The organism is Microbulbifer mixtoriginis (SeqCode), assembly GCF_052467945.1.
In genome coordinates, this window is record NZ_CP174328.1 from 1444698 (window position 1) to 1462442 (window position 17745).

Here is a 17745-nt window from a genome sequence, read left to right on the forward strand (position 1 = left end):
GAGTTTAAAATAATTAAAGGCTCAATTCGTATCTATTTAATATGATTTTAACTTGCCACTGCAGTCTTAGTATTACATCTTTCAACTACATCATAGATTTTTTTAGATAGCTCTTTAAGCATATTAATTTGAGGCCTTTCTGCACTCCTGTTGGTGAGAATGACAAGTGCAAGCCCTGTTTCAGGAGCAACATAAGCGGCCGTGTATACCCCAATATTGCCACCCCAATGGCTTAAATAGGAGCGCTTTTTGTAGTTATAGCTATTCCATGCAACAAGTTGACTTTCCAGATGGTCTGGAATGCCACTCATGGAGCGCTCAGCAAACATCTCTTGAAGCACCTTTTGGGAGGAAATAGTCTCCCTCATAAATACACCTGAATTAGCAACCGCACCGAAGAATTTTGTCAAATCTGAAACTGTTGAGCGCAACATTCCTGCCGGATATCCGGGAGTACTACTTTGTGCAACTGCGACAAGCTGGCCATCAGAAAGGGCTTGATAAGGCGTTGCGACTTCTAACCCAGACGTATCTGCTATAGTCCAGAAGGTATGATCCATTCCCAATGGCTCAAAGAAGTTTTTCTGAGTCCAATCTTTTAAATTCAATCCAGATTGTTGCTCGGCCCAGTTGCCCAACAAGTTATAGCCCATATTGCTGTAGCTCCATTGCTCCCCGGGCGGGGATTTCAGGAAAGACTTATCTGCTGAATAATATTTGCCATTCTCTAGAAGGATATCTTCCAGCAGCTCGGAAAGCTTCATTGCTGAATCTTGCCCGGGCGTTCTGAAATCCACCTCATAATACATACCATCCTGTATGCTGGATGTATGTGTAAGCAGTTGGAGTAGGGTGATTTCCTTTGAGGGGTGATGGGGGTTTACTAGGAGAGAGCCTGGTTCAAGAGTCACAGAACTTTCTAGTTCGACCAAGTGCTTATCAGCAATCTCCATTACCGCCAAAGCTGTGATTGGCTTGGTTACTGAGGCAATCTGGAAAATAGTGGAGGGAGTAACCGGTGTTTTGTGTAACTTGTCAGCAAAGCCAAAACCTTCTTCATACACCAATTCTCCGTCTAACGCTGCTCCTATCGCTATCCCCGGTATATCGGCCTCAACTCTAAGAGCTTCAATATCCTTTGAAAGGTCTTGTAATTGAACAGAGCAGTTTGTTTGAGCTAGCGCTCCCCAAGACTGTAAGAAAAGAGTGAAGATGATCCATTTTGTCCGCATTGCTACCCTCCATAAATATATTTATAAACATGTTTATAAATATATTTGAAGGTTATGGTAGAATCAAGCATCAATACTCTGCTGATGAGCCCCAAATTAATTTGAAAGATGGATGAGAGTTGTCTTTTATGAGCCCTGAGAATTACTTTATTGGCAAGACTGCGGAGACTATCTCTACTCTTATCACCAAGCAGTGCGAGATAATTCTCACGAGAAATGGTGTGCAAGTTCCGGTTAAATCTTGCTCAATCATCGTGACTTTGCATCGATTGGATGGATTGTCATTGAATGAAATTGCTCGTGAGACAGACTCCTCCCCTCAGCTTATTAAGCAGAAACTTCCGAAGTTACTTAAGCTCTCACTCATTAAGCATGAAGATGACTCAAGTGATAAGCGAAGGAGGCTTTTCTTTCTGACAGATAAAGGAAAGCTGCAGGTAGAGAAAATACTTGAAACATTTCAGGAGTTAGAGCGTTCACTGGATAGGCTCAATAAACATCTGGGGTTCAGCCTTCCCGAAAAGCTCGAGGAAATAAAACGGGCACTTACTGAAGTTGCACTTCATTCAGATGGCGAGCATTCTATTAAACAATAATTTGCCTTTGAGGAAGGTGAATTATGGAGTAATAACACCTTTGCTCAATAATGTTCATGGTTTATGAAGCTACTAAGAGAGTGCGGAGTAAACAACTGATAGGGGACATGAGACATTCCAACAATACCGTGGTTCTAAGGTTCCAATTGAATAGTTCTCGATAGTGATCCTGCCTTAATGACAAGAGATGAGCATGTTTAGGGTGTGCATTTTTGAAAGGGCAAGCTTGCCGAGGCCAAACCCAGCCCCGGCATAAAGAAACCCATCAGCAGTTAACGGCGTTAACGGCCAACCCGCCCAGAGAAGTCTCTTTGTATTTGCTCTGCATATCGATACCGGTCTGGCGCATGGTTTCGATCACGCTATCTAGCGGTACGATATGGGAGCCGTCGCCGCGTAGGGCCAGGCGTGCGCCGTTGATGGCTTTTACCGCGCCCATGGTGTTGCGTTCGATACAGGGCACTTGCACCAGGCCGCCGATGGGATCGCAGGTGAGGCCCAGGTTGTGCTCCATGCCAATCTCGGCAGCGTTTTCGATTTGCTGATTACTGCCGCCTTCCACGGCGGCCAGGCCTGCGGAGGCCATTGAGCAGGCTACGCCGATCTCACCCTGGCAGCCCACTTCGGCGGCGGAGATAGAGGCATTTTTCTTAAATAGCATGCCGATGGCGCCGGCAGTGAGCATAAATTTCACCACCTGCTCTTTGAGTTCTCCGTGCACTTTCGGGTCGTGCACAAATTCCACGTAATAGGCGATCACTGCGGGAATAACACCGGCGGCCCCATTGGTTGGGGCGGTAACGATACGTCCGCGAGCAGCATTTTCTTCATTGACGGCAAGCGCGAACAAACTCACCCAGTCGAGGATGGCGAGGCCGCGATTGCGTTCTTCCGCTGTTTGTTTGCTCAACTCCTGATAGAGCTCGGCGGCTCGGCGGCGTACCTTCAGGCCGCCGGGCAGAATTCCTTTTTGTTGGCAGCCCCGCTCTATGGAGGCTTTCATCACTTTCCAGATATTCCACAGGCGGTCTTTGACTTCCTGCTCGCTGCGAAATGCTTTTTCGTTTTCCATGGCCAACTGGGCAATGGTCCAGTCGTGCTGATCGCAGATCTTCATCAGCTGTTCGGCACTACTGAAATCGTAGGGCAGCAGCGTGGCAATTTCTTCTTTGTGAGCGAAGTCTTCTTCTGAGAGAACAAAGCCGCCGCCGATGGAAAAATAACTGCGCTCGAATAGTAGTTCTTCGCCGCAATAGGCTTGGCAGGTCATGCCGTTAGAGTGTTGCGGTAGGAACTCTTCCATATGGAAGAGCAGGTCGCGATCGCGAACAAATTCTATTTTGTGGTCACCATTAAGTGTCAGCGCTTGTTCGCTGTGAATGGCGGCCATCTTCTCATCGATACTATCGACATTGATGGTATCGGGGGTTTGGCCAAGCAGTCCCATCAGTACCGCCATATCGGTGCCGTGGCCGATACCGGTCAGGGCCAGGGAACCGTAAAGGTGTACTTGAATACGATCGGTTTTTGCGAGTTGGTCGCGGTCGCGCAGGTCCTGAACAAATTGGCGGGCGGCGACCATTGGGCCCACCGTATGGGAGCTAGAGGGGCCTACGCCAATTTTAAACAGTTCAAATACGCTAATACTCATATAAATTCTCTGCGCTGGGCCGCACACAGTCGCGGCCTTCCCTTAAGGATATAGTTGCACCATTTGGGGGCGCACTTTGCCCTACAAGGCGCAACAATCAAGATGGCAGTCGCTATTCCGTACAAAATTCTATTTGTTACGGCTTTTGCGGAATTTATGAGTTTCCAGATTGTGGCTGTGAAACAAGCTATGGCGCTTCCGCGACCAAAACAGCCCGTTTGGGCGCGGGGTGACCTTCTACTGTTTTGTCCGGTGATTGCGGATCGAGAAAGTCGGCCAGTGATTCAAAGTGCATCCAGTCGGTGCGCCGTTGTTCCTCCAGGCTGGTGATATTCATGTCTACTGTCCTAGGATCGCGAAAACCGCACTTGCGCAGCCAACTTTCCAGTGTGGCGCAGCTGGGAAAGAACCATACATTGCGCATTTTAGCGTAGCGGCCCTCTGGCACCAGGCAATCCCCGAGCCCGCCATCAATCACCAAGGTCTCCAGCACCAGCTGGCCACCGGGGCGCAGGGTCTCACGCAGCTCGCGCAGGTGATCCATTGGAGAGCGGCGGTGGTAGAGCACACCCATGGAGAAGGTGGTATCGAAGGCGCGCAGATTTGCGGGCAGGGCTTCGATGCCGAGTGGCAGCAGGTCTACCGGCTGTTCGTCGCCGAGATATTTTTTCAGGGCGTAAAACTGCGCGACGAATTTTGCCGAGGGATCTATGCCGATCACCCGCCGGGCCCCAGCGCCATAGGCGCGCCAGCAGTGGTAGCCGTTGCCGCAGCCAACATCCAGTACCAGTCTGTTTTCCATAGGCGCGAGGTGCGGCAGTACCCGGTCCCACTTCCAATCGGAGCGCCACTCGGTATCGATAGGCAGGCCGAATATTTCCCAGGGGCCTTTGCGCCAGGGGTGTAGTTTTCTCAGTTCCTGTTCCAGTCGCTGCAATTGCTGAGGCGAGGCGTCGCTGGCCTTGCCGATACGCACGCTATTACTGAGCTCGATGCTGGAGGGAGCGATATTCGGTAGGGCTTCGACAGCTGCGCGCCAGTCGGGCAGGTCGCCCCAGCGATGCGGACTTAGGTTTTCGGCTACCTGCTGAGGAAGCTGAGCCAGCCAGCTGCGCAGCTCTGGGATATGTTGCAGGCCTTGGTAGAGTTGGGTGTAGTCAATCACGGGTACTTACTTATCGGGGGTGCCTTTGATGGCGATCAGGGAGGCAAAGTTAAAACATTGGAACCAGACATCGACGCTAGTGAAGCCGACGCTCTTAAGGCGAGAGCGGTGGGTGTCTAAGGTCTCTGGAATCAGCACATTTTCTAAAGCGGAACGTTTCTGTGCAATTTCCAGTGCGCTGTAGCCATTGGCGGCCTTGAAAGAGTGGTGTAACTCAATCATCAGTTCATTGTGGTCTTTATCGGCGAAGTCCACTTTCTCGGAAATAATCAGGATGCCACCGGGGCGCAGCCCCTGCTGGATTTTGCGCAGGATTTCCTCGCGCTCCTCAACCGGAATAAATTGCAGGGTGAAATTCAGTACCACAACGGAGGCGTTTTCAATCGCTACGTTTTGCAGGTTGTCGCAAATGAGTTGCACGGGTACTTCACCGCTATCCGCTTCGAGTACAGTGCGCGCCTGGGATACCATCGCTTCGGAATTATCTACGGCAATGATTTCGCAGTCTGCTGCGGGAATACGGTGGCGCATGGCCAGGGTGGCGGCACACAGTGAGCTGCCCAGGTCATAACAACGGCTGCCCGCTTGGGCATAGCGTTCCGCGAGGGTGCCGATCATGGCCACGATGGTGGTGTAGCCGGGCACGGAGCGCTTGATCATGTCCGGGAAGACTTGCACCACCTGCCGATCAAATTCAAAGCCGGCCACCTGGCCCAGTGGGTTTGCGTAGATATTATCTTGTTTGCTCATCGGGACTTCGCTTAGGGATCACGGCATGGATCCAGGAGAAATGATTACTGCCGAGTACTATTTATTTGCAAGCGGGTAAAACAGGCCCCCGGTAGCTAAAGCTGCCGGGGGCCTGCCTCAATTACAGTTTTTCTTCTTGCAGGTTGAGCGTCGCAGCCGCTTCACTGCCCTGGGGGCCGGTGACAATCGCGGTGCTGGCTTTGGACGGTTCCAGGTAAGTGGCACCAACGCGCTGCAGGTCTTGCAAAGTAACTTCGGTTACCCGCTTGCGGAACTGTTGGCGTACTTCGTGGCTGCGTCCATAGAGGCCTGAGTGGAAGTTCTTTTTGGCCTCACCGGCGGGGGAGCCGGGTTTATCCAGGCCGCCGATCACACCGAGGATCGATTCCTCCACTTGCTCTTCTTTGTGCTTGCCTTCGGCCAACCACTGCAGAGAGGCATCGAAGTCTTCTAGAGTTTCTCCCATACGCGGATCGCGATATGAGTAAAAGCGGAACACCCCGATATTACTGTCGTGTCCGGCACCACCGCCGTAGGCGCCGCCCTGTTCGCGAATCGTGCGGTGCAGGAAGCCATTGCGCAGGAAACCGCTCAATACGGACAGCGGTGCGGCATCCGGGTGCGACATGGGTACGGTGGCGTAAGCTTTGGAGCAGAAATTCACCTGGCTGTTGGCCACCCAGAGCTCCTGTACCCGTCTGCGCTCGAAAGGTGCGTCCGGATTGGCCGCAGCCGTGCTGGATGAAGAGATAAGTGGTGCCAGTGCTTGGCTGAAGTCACTGAGTTTTTCCTCTTCGCCAATAAGCAAGAACTGGCGCGGGGCGGCGAGGATTTTGTTGTGGATTGCCTGGAAGTGCGCAGAAAGTTGCTGCAGGCCATCTTTCTCATCGAGCCCTTTGACCATGGCTCTCAGGTTGCGCAGGCCAAGCAGTCCACCGCTGGCGTGGCTCTCCCAGGCTGCGCGATTGTAGCCAGCACTGGCGGCTGCCATGGCGAGGGCATGGCCGTTGCCGACAACACCCTGTTCGCGGCGCGCAAGGGTCTGTTGCAATAACTCTTTGATACGGGCGTGCTCATCGAAGCGCACCTGCGCCATGGTGGCCTGCATCAACTCGGTGAGTTCACCCTGGTTTCGAGAGAGTGCCTTGCCGGAGAGAATAAAGTGGCCGGACAGGTGATCCAGGTTGTCGATGGCGGTGCGGCTGCTGGTGAAACCGTGCAGGGCACCGGCGACACGGGTCTGCCACTGCTGGACTTCCAGGTAGTCTTTATCGGCGAGGCCAACCTCACTCAATACCTGGCAGTAGTAGGGCAGTAGCGCCTTTTCTTCTTCGCTAAATTCGGGCAGGGCGCATACCATTTGTTGGTAAACCAGACCATTGGTGCCAGCACTGTAGCGGGTGAGTTTTTGTTCGCCGATCTCAGTGATTTCACCCTCGACATCCGGCATTTCTGCGGGAATATCTTCTACCCCCACTTTGGGCAGGATGGAGGCATCGTCTTCGCGATTCTGGCGGTCCGTGAGGGCCTTGGCGGTTTCGACTATTTGCGCTTTTTCCTGCTCGCTAAGGCGCGCTTTGATCTGTGCCAGCTGCGCCTTTTCCGCCTGCTCTTTACGCCCGGCCAGTTTATCGTCCGGGCTCATCACCAGGCGCACGCGGTGCTGGTTTTCCAGTAGGAGTTCGCGCGCTTTATTGGCGATAAACATCGGGTCTTTGATCTGATCGCGCAATTTTTCCAGGGTAGCGTCGATATTCAGCAGGCCAACCGCATCACCGCGGTGAGTGGCGCCGGTGAGTGCGGTAAGGATTAGCTGCAGGCCATAGGGGTAGCCGTCACCACCGATTTCGCGCTGTTGCAGTTCCAACTGATGCAGACTGGCAGCTACTTGCTCGTAGGGGATGCCTTTCTCGGCGACTTCTTCCAATACGGCGAGCACTTGTTTTTCCAGCTCGTCGGCGCGCTCGCGCTCGCTGCCTTCAATGCCACAGACAAATACCAGCTCCCGCTGGGAATCGTCCAGCCCGATAAGGGGGGAGGGGGAGGTGCCGAGGTCAGTGGTCTCGAGCAGTTTCATCAGTGGGGAGGCGCTGTTATCCAGCAGCACGCCGGCGAGCAGGTGTGCAGTGAGGGCCTCTTCCAGATCGGTAACGTCGCCGAGTAGCCAGCTCAGAACGATATGGGTTTTTTCTTCCAGTGCTTCACCACTAAGCGGGTAGTGCTCTTCCACCTTGAGCGGGGCGTGATAGCGGTCTTCGCGGCCCACTTCGATCGTCTTGTCCAGCTTCTCAAATTTGTGCAGCGCTTTTTCTTCGAAAGCTGCCTGGTGTTCGGCGGCGGAAATATCGCCGAAAGTCATAAAAATGGCGTTGCTGGGGTGGTAGTGACTGCGGTAGAAATCTACCAATTCCTTATAACTGAGTTTGGGGATATCTGTAGGCTCACCACCGGAGTTGAAGTGGTAAGTCGTGGTGGGGAACAGATATTTACTCAGGGTGTGCCAAAGCTGCGAGCTGACCGAGCTCATGGCGCCCTTCATCTCATTGAACACCACGCCTTTGTAAACCAGCTCACTGCTGGTGTTTTCGGTTTCGGCGAATTCCAGGCGGTGCCCCTCCTGGGCAAAATCCAGCGGGTCCAGTGTGGCGAAAAATACCGCATCCAGGTAGACATCGAGAAGGTTATTGAAATCCTTGCGATTCTGGCTGGCAAAGGGGTAGGCGGTCCAGTCCGAGCTGGTGAAGGCATTCATAAAGGTGTTGAGTGAACGCCGAATCATCATAAAGAAAGGGTCGCGCACCGGGTATTTGTCACTGCCGCACAGTGCGGTGTGCTCAAGAATATGGGCCACACCGGTGGAATCGTGAGGCACAGTGCGCAGTGCCACCAGGAAAACATTTTCCGCGTTGTCTGCGGCAATGTGCAGGTGTTGGGCACCGGTGGTGGTGTGGCGGTATTCCTCGACACGTACGCCGAGGGAATCGATATCTGCGCTGGTAACCAGTTCAAATGCAGGATGTGAGTTGTTCAAAAGACAGCTCCCTGGAGTTATAGAAAATTTTCTGGCCGGCCTCTGCTGCCGGTGAAAGGGCGCTATTCTACCGCTTGCACACACCGGAAAGACAGTGTTGACAAGGATGTCAGCAAGGCGAAGACTTCACCTACCGAAGCCCCGGCATAAATGTAGACGAACAGGGAGATAGAGGTTGTCCTGGTTGGATATCGCCAGCGTCACTGGCTTTTTAATCACATGGGTCGGTTACACCGTCTTTGCACGCAAGAAAGCCAAAGAGACTTGGTGTCTCACATCATCATTGCAGTGGTACCGGGTGGAGTGGATGCTGCGCATGCTCGATCGGGATATGCGCATGGCAGATACCGCAATCCTCAGTAACCTGGAGCGGGTGATTGGTTTTTTTGCCTCCACAAGTATTCTAATTTTGGCGGGCCTGGTGACGGCCTTAACGGCGAACAAAGCTGCCATCGAAGTGCTCACCAGCTTGCCTTTTGCCGAGCCCACCACGGTTGAGCAGTTCGAACTGAAAGTGATGCTGCTTATCCTGATTTTTATTTTCGCCTTTTTCAATTTCACCTGGTCCCTGCGCCAATACTCGTTTGCCAATGTGTTGATTGGAGCCGCACCTCCGCCGGAAGCGGGTGAACTGTCGGAGGATGAGCGCCTTCGTTTTGCTATCAGCACCGCTAAGGTGATCGACCACGCCGGGCACAGTTATAACTACGGCCTGCGCTCCTATTACTTTTCCATGTCGGTGCTGGGCTGGTTTATCCATCCGCTGCTGTTTATTGCCGGTTACCTTTTTGTGGTTTGTGTCTTGTATCGGCGGGAATTTATGTCCCGCGCACTCAACTCGATTTTGGCGGCGCGGGAGGGCGGCCTGGAGCGCCAGCAGAGGAAGAAGTTCAGTGGAAAATAGTGAAATTGTGGCAGCTTTTGACAAGGTAGCCAAGCTGCGGGGCTGGGAGCAACTACATACGGCAAAGAACCTGGGGGTGGCACTTTCGGTAGAGGTGGCTGAGTTGAATCGGCATTTTCAATGGCGCGAAGACGCGGATATTCATTCGCTGATGCAAAGTGAGAATGCTAAAGAAGTTGCTACAGAGCTGGCGGATATCCAGATGTACCTGTGTAAGTTGGCAGAGGTGCTGGGGGTGAATATGGATTTAGCGCTGCGCGATAAGATTGCGGAAAACGAGCGCCGCGCGAGAGAAGTTGTAAATGGTGGGGCTCCATGAGTGAGGCAGGTTTCAGTGACAGGAACTTTGACGACCTGGCGCATCGATTTCGCGATCGTATTTATGGCGGCCTCAAGGGGGATATCCGTCTGGCGGTGTTGAATCGGGATTTAGCTGCGATCGTCAGCCGGGAGTCGCGCACCTTAAAAATCGTGGATGCAGGTGGTGGCCAGGGGCACTTTGCCATGGACCTGGCGGCTGCGGGGCATCAGGTGTACTTGGCAGATATTTCGGCGCAAATGCTGGAGCACGCTGCCGCTGAAGTTGAGGCGAGACATTTACAAAAGCGGGTAACCCTTTTGCATAAGCCCCTACAGGCGTTGGCGCAGATGAAAGCGTTGCAGGGCGCGGACCTTGTGATTTGCCATGCAGTGCTTGAATGGCTGGAGGAGCCACGCTTGGCCTTACAGCAGCTACACCGTTTGCTCAAGCCGGGTGGCCATTTGTCCCTCACTTTTTACAATCGGCGCGCGCTGGAATTTCGCTTGTTGCAGCGTGGCAGTTTTCGCCAGCTGGAGCGCAATATCAATGAAGACTATTGGGGTGGGCACCCCGGGAGCCTGACACCACAAAACCCACTGCTATTGGAGTGGGTGAGTAATTGGCTGCAGGAGGCCGGTTTTGAGGTGATCTGCCACAGCGGTATTCGTTGCTTTCACGATTTTATGACGCCTGCTATTCGTGACAAGTTACCCGCTGCGGCAATCGTACAAAAAGAATTGGAGTATTCTCAGACCGATCCTTATCGCCAGTTGGCGCGCTATGTTCACCTCTTGTGTCGTGTACCAGAATAACCTTGCCCTGATAAAGAGTTGCGATCAGAGCGTATTCAGCAGCAGTTCTTTGGCGGCATTTACTCGTGAGGCTAGATAGTCGTTGCCGCCGCGATCCGGGTGTAGTTTTTGAATAAGCTTGCGGTGAGCGCCGATAATTTCATCGCGTCCGGCATTGGCGCCAACGCCTAGAATTCGTCGCGCTTCGTGTTCACTCAGAGGCGGCCCTTGGTCGGCCTGGGCGGCTTTTTGTTCCTGATGGGGTTCCTGTTCTTGTTCTTGTTGTTGGCTTTGATTTTGTCGATTGCGTGCATAACGCTCAAACAAGGGGGCCAGCCAGGGCATTAAACGAGTGAGTTGATTGAGCAGGCGGCCCAGCACCGGTAGGATCAGCAGAACCATGGCACCGACCCAGTGCAGCCTTCCGCTGACGGCTAGTAACACTACGATGACTGCTGCACCCAGTAGGGTGATAAAGAAAATCTGTTTGCGCCTATCGCCTTTAGAGCTGGACTTGATTTTCTGCCAGGCATACCAGATGCCGAGTAAGATCAGTATTAGAAGAATTAAACGTGCCAATGGCGGCTCCTTAGGTTCTGCACTTGCCAAGTTTGTGCCCAGGGCTTAAATATCTTTTCGATCCCATGGATTGTCAGGTTAACATGGCTCGCCTCAAGCCTTTCCAATCTCTGGGCGGAATGAGGGCTTGAGGCTATCCTGTTTGAAGAAAATTTCAGCACTTGAGATAACAGTATGCAATACGACAAATTCCAGATCCCGGATGCGGATCAGATTTTGCCCGGCCGACCACAGCCGATGGAAATCACCGGTATCCATCATGTCAACGGCAATTCAATCCAGGAGCCATTCCCCGAAGGCATGGAAGTCGCAATTTTTGGCATGGGATGTTTCTGGGGTGCGGAGAAACAGTTTTGGGACATTGACGGTGTCTATGCTACTGCGGTGGGTTACTCGGATGGTGCCACCGAGAATCCAAATTACGATGAGGTATGTAGTGGGCGTACCGGGCATGCCGAAGTCGTTAAGGTAGTGTTTGACCCCAACAAGGTCAGCTACTCGGAATTACTAAAAACTTTTTGGGATATGCATGATCCCACCCAGGGAATGCGCCAGGGCAATGATATCGGTTCCCAATACCGCTCCTGTATTTTCTGCACTCACGAGGGGCAAAAGAAAGAAGCGGAAGCGAGTAAAGAAGCGGTGCAAGCAGCCTTGAACGAAAAGCAGCGCGGTGAGATTACTACCGAAATCAGCATGGCCCAGCCATTTTATTACGCCGAGGAATACCACCAGCAGTATATGGCGAAAAATAAAGAGGCCATCTGCCCAATATTACGCAACCCTATGTACGATTGAGTCAGATCCGTTCGGCCAGAGGGGCGGTAACCACCGCCCCTTAATCCTGCCTGCCCAATAATCTTATTTTATTTCTTGCTCAGCTTTTTCATGGTCTGTCATGTCAGCTCATGGTGCGTTTATTGGGAGCACTGCTTTCCGCTTTATTTCCCTTGCCGTTGATGCGCGCACCAGTCACTCCAGCTGCCGGGATAGAGCAGGGAGTCCCGGCGTCCGGCAAGTTGTTGGGCAAAATAGTTCACACAAGCTGTCACCCCGGAGCCGCAGTAATTCAGAATAGGACGTCCATCGGAGCGAGCGTCCCATAGTGCTTGGAGTGCCACCGTTGACTTCACTTTACCCTCATCATCGGTCATTTCGCGCCAGGGTTGGTTAATCGCACTGGGAATATGGCCGGCAATAGGGTCTATGGGTTCGTGTTTTCCGGCGAAGCGATCCTTATCGCGGGCATCGATCAGCTGCCAGGGTGCATTGCCCAGGGAGGCCTTGAGGGTTTCGTAGTGCACCAGCAGGTTATCTTTGGGGTTTGCTTTGAAATTACCCTCTGGTGTGATGGTGGGTTCACGGGTCTCTAGCGATAGGCCGGCATCGAGCCAAGCCCGCAGGCCCCCATTGAGAACCTTAATATTGGTGTGGTCAAAGAAGAAAAACAGGAACCAAGCCCGTGCGGCAAAGCCCAGGCGATTATCATCGTAGACAACGACTGGCGTCTCGGCGTTGATCCCCAGTTTGCGAGCGAACTGTTGGAACTGAGCGCTGTTGGGCATAGGATGGCGCCCACCTAATTGATGGGTAGGGGCCGACAAGTCCCTATGCAGGCTGGCATAGTGGGCTCCGGGAATATGCCCCGCTGCATACGCCAGGGCGCCACTCTCCTTATCGGCGAGGTCATAGCGACAATCCAGAATCCCTACGGTTTTGTTAGCGATTAATTCCTGTAAGTCTTCCACCTCAATAAGCGAAGCGCTGCGAACTCTGTCCATGCTGTTTCCTGCTGTCGTTCAAAGACACCAATTGATTAAGGGCTGCTTTCTGGGGCCTGTACTCCGCTGGAAGGAGCCTCTGTCTGTTCATCTTGGTTCTGCCCCTGCTGTTCATCCTGGATCTGATCGGCCAGTTCCTGCTTGCGGCAGGTTTGGGTGGGCTCGGTCTGGTCGCTTGTGGGGTTATCGAGAAAGCGTGCTGCCGCTTTTTCGGCACAGCTGCTGGCGGAAATAATATCGTGTGCCAATTGAGGGAAGAGCAGCCACTGATGATTGGGTAGTGCCTTGCGCGCTACATCTACATCTTCGGCTGATAAAACAGGATCTAGGCCGCCGTGTAACACCATAACCGGCGCGGGAGTGGCGATGGGTTGTGATTCCAGCAGTGGTGCGGCGGGAATCGCCCAGATACGGCATTGTAACTGTAGCAGCTTCAGGTCTGAGCGTACGGCACCGCCGAGAATGCCAGTGTCCTCGGCGCTCTCGCGGGCCTCGTCGAAATCGACAAAGGGGGCTTCCTCATAGCAGAAATGGCTAACTCCGGCGGCATCGCCGAAGTAGGGGTCCAATACGATCTCCATAAAGTGCCCTATGGCCTTTTGCGCGGGCTTCAGACCTTCATCGCTACTGTTTTCCAGGCCCTCAATGAGTTTTGGTAATTCACTGTAAAAGTTCTCGTTGTATAGGGCCTGGAACAGTACCCGCAGCAAACGTTGGCCAGTGAGTACAAAGGGATAGGGCTGGTTGGAATAGCGGTGTTTGATGGAGATCGTGCGCGGTTCTTCATCCAGGGTTTGCACCAGATTTTCCAGGCGGCGGCGCAAGTCTGGGTAGCGGCTGTTGCATTTCGCATCTTCAATACAGTGCTTGAGGCCGCGCTCGTAAGCTGCCAGTGAATCTTGTGCCAACTGTTGGGTGTAGACAATATTAGGAAAGACGGCGCTGTTGAGTACCAAGGCGCGGGTTGAATCGGGAAAATCCCGCGCATAGGTGAGGGCATAGCGAGAGGAGTAGGAAACGCCGTAGAGGTCGAGTTTATCGATTTTTAACCGCTTGCGTAGTTCATCTACATCCCGCGCAATCACCGAGCTGTTGTATTGCGCCATATCTGCGCCCTTGCTCAGGCGGCTATAGCAGCGCTCCATACTGAAGGCGAAGACTCGTGCTTCTTCTTCCGGGGAGAGATTGCGCTGGAAAGCTGTCTGCGCATCTTCGATAAATTCGCTGCAGGTAAGGCGCGGCCTTGCCATGCCGGTGCCGCGCGGGTCTATCACAATCAGATCGCGCCCATCCTCTACAGTCATGGCGGCGTAATTCAGCCATAGCCAATCGCTGGCGTTTTCTGGTTCCAGGCCCATGCTGGCACCGGGGCCACCCGCCCCGAGATGCAGCAGCGGGGCCTTGTTTGGCGCTGGATTCTTGGCGCGAAAGCGTATAACCGGGAAGCGGATTTTGCGCCTTTCTGGATGGGCGTAATCCTCCGGTACCTCCATCATGAAGCACTGAGTGGCGGGCCAGCTGTCGTCTGTTTTGAACCAGCAGGATCTGGGGTATAGGTGGGTATAACTTCTGGGCTTTTTCGCTGCGGGGGAAGTTGCCCCCTGTTCAGACCGATCACAGGCACTCATCAGCAGGCCGATCAAAATGATGGAGGCGGTCAGTGGGCGGAAGTTTCGCACTAAGAGTATTCCTGTGGGCCGAAAAAGTTCTGGGTTTTGTAAATTGAGTCGCTCAATGATTGCCAAATCGGGCAATGGGAGCGGATAGATTCCATCGCAAGGCCGCTAAGCGAATTGACAAGGTCACCACTACAGCGATGGCAATCACCAGATCCCCCGGCAACTTGCCACTGGCATCCAAGGCAACTAATACAGCGGCGCCGGTAAGAGCTGCTGTGGCATAGATCTCCCGGCGCAAGAGCAATGGGATATCGCCGGAAAGTACATCGCGAATTACTCCTCCGAAGGTGGCGGTCATCATGCCCATTACGATCGCAATAGTGGCGGAATAGCCAAGTTCTAAACCTTTCTGCGTGCCGATTACTACAAACACCGAGAGGCCGATAGCGTCTGCCACCATCAGCAGGCGCATGGGTACCTGTAGATAGCGTATCAGGTAAAAACTAATTACACCGGTCGCGACAGCAATCCACAAATAGTAGGTGTCCTGCAGCCAAAATACGGGGATATTGAGGATGATGTCCCGGATGGTGCCCCCTCCCGTAGAGGTAACACAGGCGAGTACTACTGCGCCAAATAAATCCATCTGCTTGTGACCTGCAGCGAGTACGCCACTAAAGGCAAAGACTGCGATACCGATCATATCGAACCAATGCAGCAGCTCATCCATATCATCATTACATCCTGGAATTGGCGGGCAGGGGAGAATAGCACTTCTATTTAAGCAAAGGGAATCGTCTACTTTGCCGCTGGAGAGAAGTGTGAGGTCGTGCAGAGTGGGGCATTAGAGCAATTCCGTTAGCGGTTGCTATGTTTGGCAGAGCGGGGAGTTGTTTTCTTCCGCTCCAAAAATTTTTACCCCCCTATAAACGCTAAAAAGAGAGCCTGCTGAAGTGGCAGCGAAACGGGCAGAAGCACAGGATGGATAACTCTTAACATGCCAATTCATAGCATTTTAAAAGCACTGGCTTGTGTATTCATCATTGGTATGGCCTATCCGATTGTTAAGTTGGCTCTCAGTGATGTTCCCCCTTTGATGCTCACGGCGATGAGATATGCCTTGGCGTCTATTCCATTTGTTTGGTTTTTCCCTTTTCCAAAAACCTCAGTATGGAATGTTGTCCTGATCGGCGTATTTTTACAGCTTCTCACTACGGGACTGGTTTACTTGGCGATGCGCACTGATGCGCAGGCAGGAATTGCCTCGCTGCTGGTGCAGTCACAAGTGATTTTTACCTTAATTTTCAGTATCTGCTTTTTTGCGGAAAAAATAAGTTGGCAGCAGCTTGTGGGTCTGTTGATAGCGGCCGCTGGCTTTACATTGTTTTTCATTGATGCTGATAAGGGAGGGGCCACAACGCAGAAAGGGTTTTTGCTCTTGATGGGCTCGGGTATGGCTTGGGCCATTGCTAATCTGGCTTTGAAAAGAATGCGGGGAGTAAATTTATTCCATCTGATGGTCTGGGCATCGCTGGTGCCGCCAATTCCTCTATTCGTATTGTCCTATTTCCTGGAAACTCGAAAGCCCGTTCAGCATTTACTGGAGGCCTCGCCAATAGCCTGGGGTGCGATCCTCTATCAAAGCCTATTCCTTACGTTGCTCGCTTATGTTTGGTGGGGGGACTTGATTAGGCGTTATTCAGCTGCTTTTGTTGCCCCCTTTGGGCTGCTGGTCCCGGTATTTGGTTTGATGGGATCCTGGGTGATTTTAGGCGAATCGATGGATGCGATGGAGTGGGGTGCATCTCTATTGGTTTTTATCGGAATTGCTTTTTGTGTGATTAATGTGCAGGCGATAGAGGCACAGGCCAGGCAATAGCAGTGCGCTAAAAGGGAGAAAAGTTTACTGCGAGCGCGCCACCCGCGTATGCCGCGGGTGGCGCCCGGTGAGGCGTTAGACGAACGCTTGTAGGCCGGTTTGGGCACGGCCCAGAATCAGGGCGTGAACATCGTGGGTGCCCTCGTAGGTATTTACCGCTTCCAGGTTCATCACATGGCGAATCACGTGGAACTCGTCGGAGATACCATTGCCGCCGTGCATATCGCGGGAAACGCGGGCGATATCCAGGGCCTTGCCGCAGTTATTGCGTTTCACTAGGGAGATCATGGTGGGGTCGAACTGCTTGTTCTCATCCATGATGCGGCCAACGCGCAGGGAAGCCTGCAGACCCAGGGTGATTTCGGTTTGCATGTCGGCCAGCTTCTTCTGGAACAGCTGGGTTTGAGCCAGTGGGCGGTTGAACTGCTTGCGGTCCAGGCCGTACTGGCGCGCTGCGTGCCAGCAGAACTCACCGGCACCCATGGCGCCCCAGGAAATACCGTAGCGGGCGCGATTCAGACAGCCGAAGGGGCCGCGCAGTCCGCCAATTTCGGGGAACTTGTTTTCTTCGGGTACGAAGACATTGTCCATCACGATCTCGCCGGTGATGGAGGCGCGCAGGGAGAACTTGCCCTCAATCTTCGGCGCGCTCAGGCCTTCCATACCCTTCTCTAGTACGAAACCGCGAATGATGTCTTCGTCATCTTTGGCCCAAACCACGAATACATCGGCAATGGGGCTGTTGGTGATCCACATCTTGGCGCCGCTGATACGGTAGCCGCCGTCTACTTTTTTGGCGCGGGTTTTCATACCGCCGGGATCGGAACCTGCATCCGGCTCGGTCAGGCCAAAACAGCCAACCCACTCTCCGCTGGCCAGTTTGGGCAGGTACTTCTGTTTCTGCTCTTCGCTGCCGTAGGCGTAGATCGGGTGCATTACCAGGCTGGATTGCACGCTCATTGCGGAGCGGTAGCCAGAGTCCACCCGCTCGACTTCGCGGGCTACCAGGCCGTAGGAAACGTAGTTGAGACCGGCACAGCCGTAGCCTTCGATGGTGGAGCCCAGCAGGCCCAGCTCGCCCATTTCGCTCATGATTTCACGGTCGAAAATCTCGTGGCGGTTGGCCTCCAAGACCCTCGGCATCAGCTTGTTCTGACAGTATTCGCGTGCGGCATCGCGCACCATGCGTTCTTCGTCGGTCAACTGCTGGTCCAGCAGCAGGATGTCGTCCCAGTGGGCGAGTGGCTGATGTTTACTCATGGCTAGTCTCTTCTACTTCTTCCGTTATTAATCGGCACTGGGGTTTGTCGCCAATCCGGCAAAAAAGTTGCCGAATCTTGAAAGGGACATTGGCAAGCATCCCGCGGCAAAACCCAGTGACCATTCAGTTTATTGTGGCGCATCATACCTAAGTAGCTGCGATGGGGCACTCCTAACGGCAGCAAAATTTAGACTGGTTTGAGCAT

16 protein-coding genes are annotated in these 17745 nt (G+C 53.2%); 6 read left to right on the forward strand and 10 right to left on the reverse strand.

Annotation, left to right across the window (positions count from 1 at the left end):
- Positions 1–47 precede the first annotated feature (47 nt).
- The gene (locus tag ACJJIJ_RS06405) at positions 48–1232 is read right to left on the reverse strand and encodes a serine hydrolase domain-containing protein (protein WP_444938978.1); all 1185 of its coding nucleotides are present in this window, start codon (positions 1230–1232) and stop codon (positions 48–50) included.
- 128 nt (positions 1233–1360) lie between these two features.
- Here ACJJIJ_RS06405 and ACJJIJ_RS06410 point away from each other — a divergent pair, with 128 nt between their 5' ends.
- Complete coding sequence (locus ACJJIJ_RS06410) at positions 1361–1828, forward strand: hypothetical protein (RefSeq protein WP_444938979.1); 468 nt, start codon at positions 1361–1363, stop codon at positions 1826–1828.
- Between the two features lie 265 nt (positions 1829–2093).
- Here ACJJIJ_RS06410 and ACJJIJ_RS06415 read toward each other — a convergent pair whose 3' ends face one another.
- From ACJJIJ_RS06415 to ACJJIJ_RS06430, 4 genes are all read right to left on the reverse strand, one after another.
- Positions 2094–3479, reverse strand: a complete 1386-nt coding sequence (locus tag ACJJIJ_RS06415; RefSeq protein ID WP_444938980.1) for an L-serine ammonia-lyase — start codon at positions 3477–3479, stop codon at positions 2094–2096.
- Positions 3480–3666: 187 nt separating this feature from the next.
- Entirely contained in the window at positions 3667–4644 is a 978-nt protein-coding gene (gene cmoB, locus ACJJIJ_RS06420) for a tRNA 5-methoxyuridine(34)/uridine 5-oxyacetic acid(34) synthase CmoB (RefSeq protein WP_444938981.1), read from the reverse strand.
- A gap of 6 nt (positions 4645–4650) precedes the next feature.
- Positions 4651–5394 (reverse strand): carboxy-S-adenosyl-L-methionine synthase CmoA, encoded by a 744-nt coding sequence (gene cmoA, locus ACJJIJ_RS06425; protein WP_444938982.1) that lies wholly within the window; start codon positions 5392–5394, stop codon positions 4651–4653.
- 121 nt (positions 5395–5515) lie between these two features.
- Positions 5516–8425 (reverse strand): insulinase family protein, encoded by a 2910-nt coding sequence (locus ACJJIJ_RS06430; RefSeq protein WP_444938983.1) that lies wholly within the window; start codon positions 8423–8425, stop codon positions 5516–5518.
- 175 nt (positions 8426–8600) lie between these two features.
- Between ACJJIJ_RS06430 and ACJJIJ_RS06435 the strand changes: the two genes are divergently transcribed.
- Genes ACJJIJ_RS06435 through ACJJIJ_RS06445 form a run of 3 tightly spaced genes read left to right on the forward strand, consistent with a single transcriptional unit; the run spans position 8601 to position 10442 of the window.
- Positions 8601–9329 (forward strand): DUF599 domain-containing protein, encoded by a 729-nt coding sequence (locus tag ACJJIJ_RS06435; RefSeq protein WP_252085735.1) that lies wholly within the window; start codon positions 8601–8603, stop codon positions 9327–9329.
- The gene (locus tag ACJJIJ_RS06440) at positions 9319–9648 is read left to right on the forward strand and encodes a nucleotide pyrophosphohydrolase (protein ID WP_444924953.1); all 330 of its coding nucleotides are present in this window, start codon (positions 9319–9321) and stop codon (positions 9646–9648) included. Before ACJJIJ_RS06435 ends, ACJJIJ_RS06440 begins: the two co-directional genes overlap by 11 nt.
- Positions 9645–10442 (forward strand): methyltransferase, encoded by a 798-nt coding sequence (locus ACJJIJ_RS06445; RefSeq protein WP_444938984.1) that lies wholly within the window; start codon positions 9645–9647, stop codon positions 10440–10442. The genes ACJJIJ_RS06440 and ACJJIJ_RS06445 overlap by 4 nt, the downstream gene beginning before the upstream one ends.
- 24 nt (positions 10443–10466) lie before the next feature.
- Here ACJJIJ_RS06445 and ACJJIJ_RS06450 read toward each other — a convergent pair whose 3' ends face one another.
- Entirely contained in the window at positions 10467–11000 is a 534-nt protein-coding gene (locus tag ACJJIJ_RS06450; protein ID WP_444938985.1) for a J domain-containing protein, read from the reverse strand.
- A 174-nt stretch (positions 11001–11174) separates the two neighbouring features.
- On the opposite strand from ACJJIJ_RS06450, the gene msrA reads away from it, so the two are divergent.
- Complete coding sequence (gene msrA / locus ACJJIJ_RS06455; RefSeq protein ID WP_444885109.1) at positions 11175–11798, forward strand: peptide-methionine (S)-S-oxide reductase MsrA; 624 nt, start codon at positions 11175–11177, stop codon at positions 11796–11798.
- A gap of 143 nt (positions 11799–11941) precedes the next feature.
- On the opposite strand, the gene ACJJIJ_RS06460 is transcribed toward msrA, so the two are convergent.
- The 3 genes from ACJJIJ_RS06460 to ACJJIJ_RS06470 are packed head-to-tail and all read right to left on the reverse strand — an operon-like array spanning position 11942 to position 15130.
- On the reverse strand, positions 11942–12781 hold the full coding sequence (locus ACJJIJ_RS06460; protein WP_444938986.1) for a sulfurtransferase: 840 nt from the start codon (positions 12779–12781) through the stop codon (positions 11942–11944).
- Between the two features lie 35 nt (positions 12782–12816).
- Positions 12817–14460 carry an alpha/beta fold hydrolase gene (locus ACJJIJ_RS06465; RefSeq protein WP_444938987.1) on the reverse strand — a complete coding sequence of 548 codons (1644 nt, stop codon included), beginning with the start codon at positions 14458–14460 and terminating at the stop codon, positions 12817–12819.
- A 52-nt stretch (positions 14461–14512) separates the two neighbouring features.
- Positions 14513–15130, reverse strand: a complete 618-nt coding sequence (locus ACJJIJ_RS06470; RefSeq protein ID WP_252085742.1) for a trimeric intracellular cation channel family protein — start codon at positions 15128–15130, stop codon at positions 14513–14515.
- 267 nt (positions 15131–15397) lie between these two features.
- On the opposite strand from ACJJIJ_RS06470, the gene ACJJIJ_RS06475 reads away from it, so the two are divergent.
- Positions 15398–16279 (forward strand): DMT family transporter, encoded by an 882-nt coding sequence (locus ACJJIJ_RS06475; RefSeq protein ID WP_252085743.1) that lies wholly within the window; start codon positions 15398–15400, stop codon positions 16277–16279.
- Positions 16280–16354: 75 nt separating this feature from the next.
- Here ACJJIJ_RS06475 and ACJJIJ_RS06480 read toward each other — a convergent pair whose 3' ends face one another.
- Positions 16355–17539: an acyl-CoA dehydrogenase gene (locus ACJJIJ_RS06480; RefSeq protein WP_252085744.1), complete on the reverse strand. Its 1185-nt coding sequence runs from the start codon at positions 17537–17539 to the stop codon at positions 16355–16357.
- Positions 17540–17745: the final 206 nt, after the last annotated feature.

Coding starts and splice junctions, on each gene's coding strand:
- ACJJIJ_RS06470 (WP_252085742.1), bottom strand. CDS start 15,130: ATGGATGAGCTGCTGCATTGGTTCGATATGATCGGTATCGCAGTCTTT.
- cmoA (WP_444938982.1), bottom strand. CDS start 5,394: ATGAGCAAACAAGATAATATCTACGCAAACCCACTGGGCCAGGTGGCC.
- ACJJIJ_RS06405 (WP_444938978.1), bottom strand. CDS start 1,232: ATGCGGACAAAATGGATCATCTTCACTCTTTTCTTACAGTCTTGGGGA.
- ACJJIJ_RS06460 (WP_444938986.1), bottom strand. CDS start 12,781: ATGGACAGAGTTCGCAGCGCTTCGCTTATTGAGGTGGAAGACTTACAG.
- ACJJIJ_RS06445 (WP_444938984.1), top strand. CDS start 9,645: ATGAGTGAGGCAGGTTTCAGTGACAGGAACTTTGACGACCTGGCGCAT.
- ACJJIJ_RS06410 (WP_444938979.1), top strand. CDS start 1,361: ATGAGCCCTGAGAATTACTTTATTGGCAAGACTGCGGAGACTATCTCT.
- msrA (WP_444885109.1), top strand. CDS start 11,175: ATGCAATACGACAAATTCCAGATCCCGGATGCGGATCAGATTTTGCCC.
- ACJJIJ_RS06415 (WP_444938980.1), bottom strand. CDS start 3,479: ATGAGTATTAGCGTATTTGAACTGTTTAAAATTGGCGTAGGCCCCTCT.
- ACJJIJ_RS06475 (WP_252085743.1), top strand. CDS start 15,398: ATGCCAATTCATAGCATTTTAAAAGCACTGGCTTGTGTATTCATCATT.
- ACJJIJ_RS06480 (WP_252085744.1), bottom strand. CDS start 17,539: ATGAGTAAACATCAGCCACTCGCCCACTGGGACGACATCCTGCTGCTG.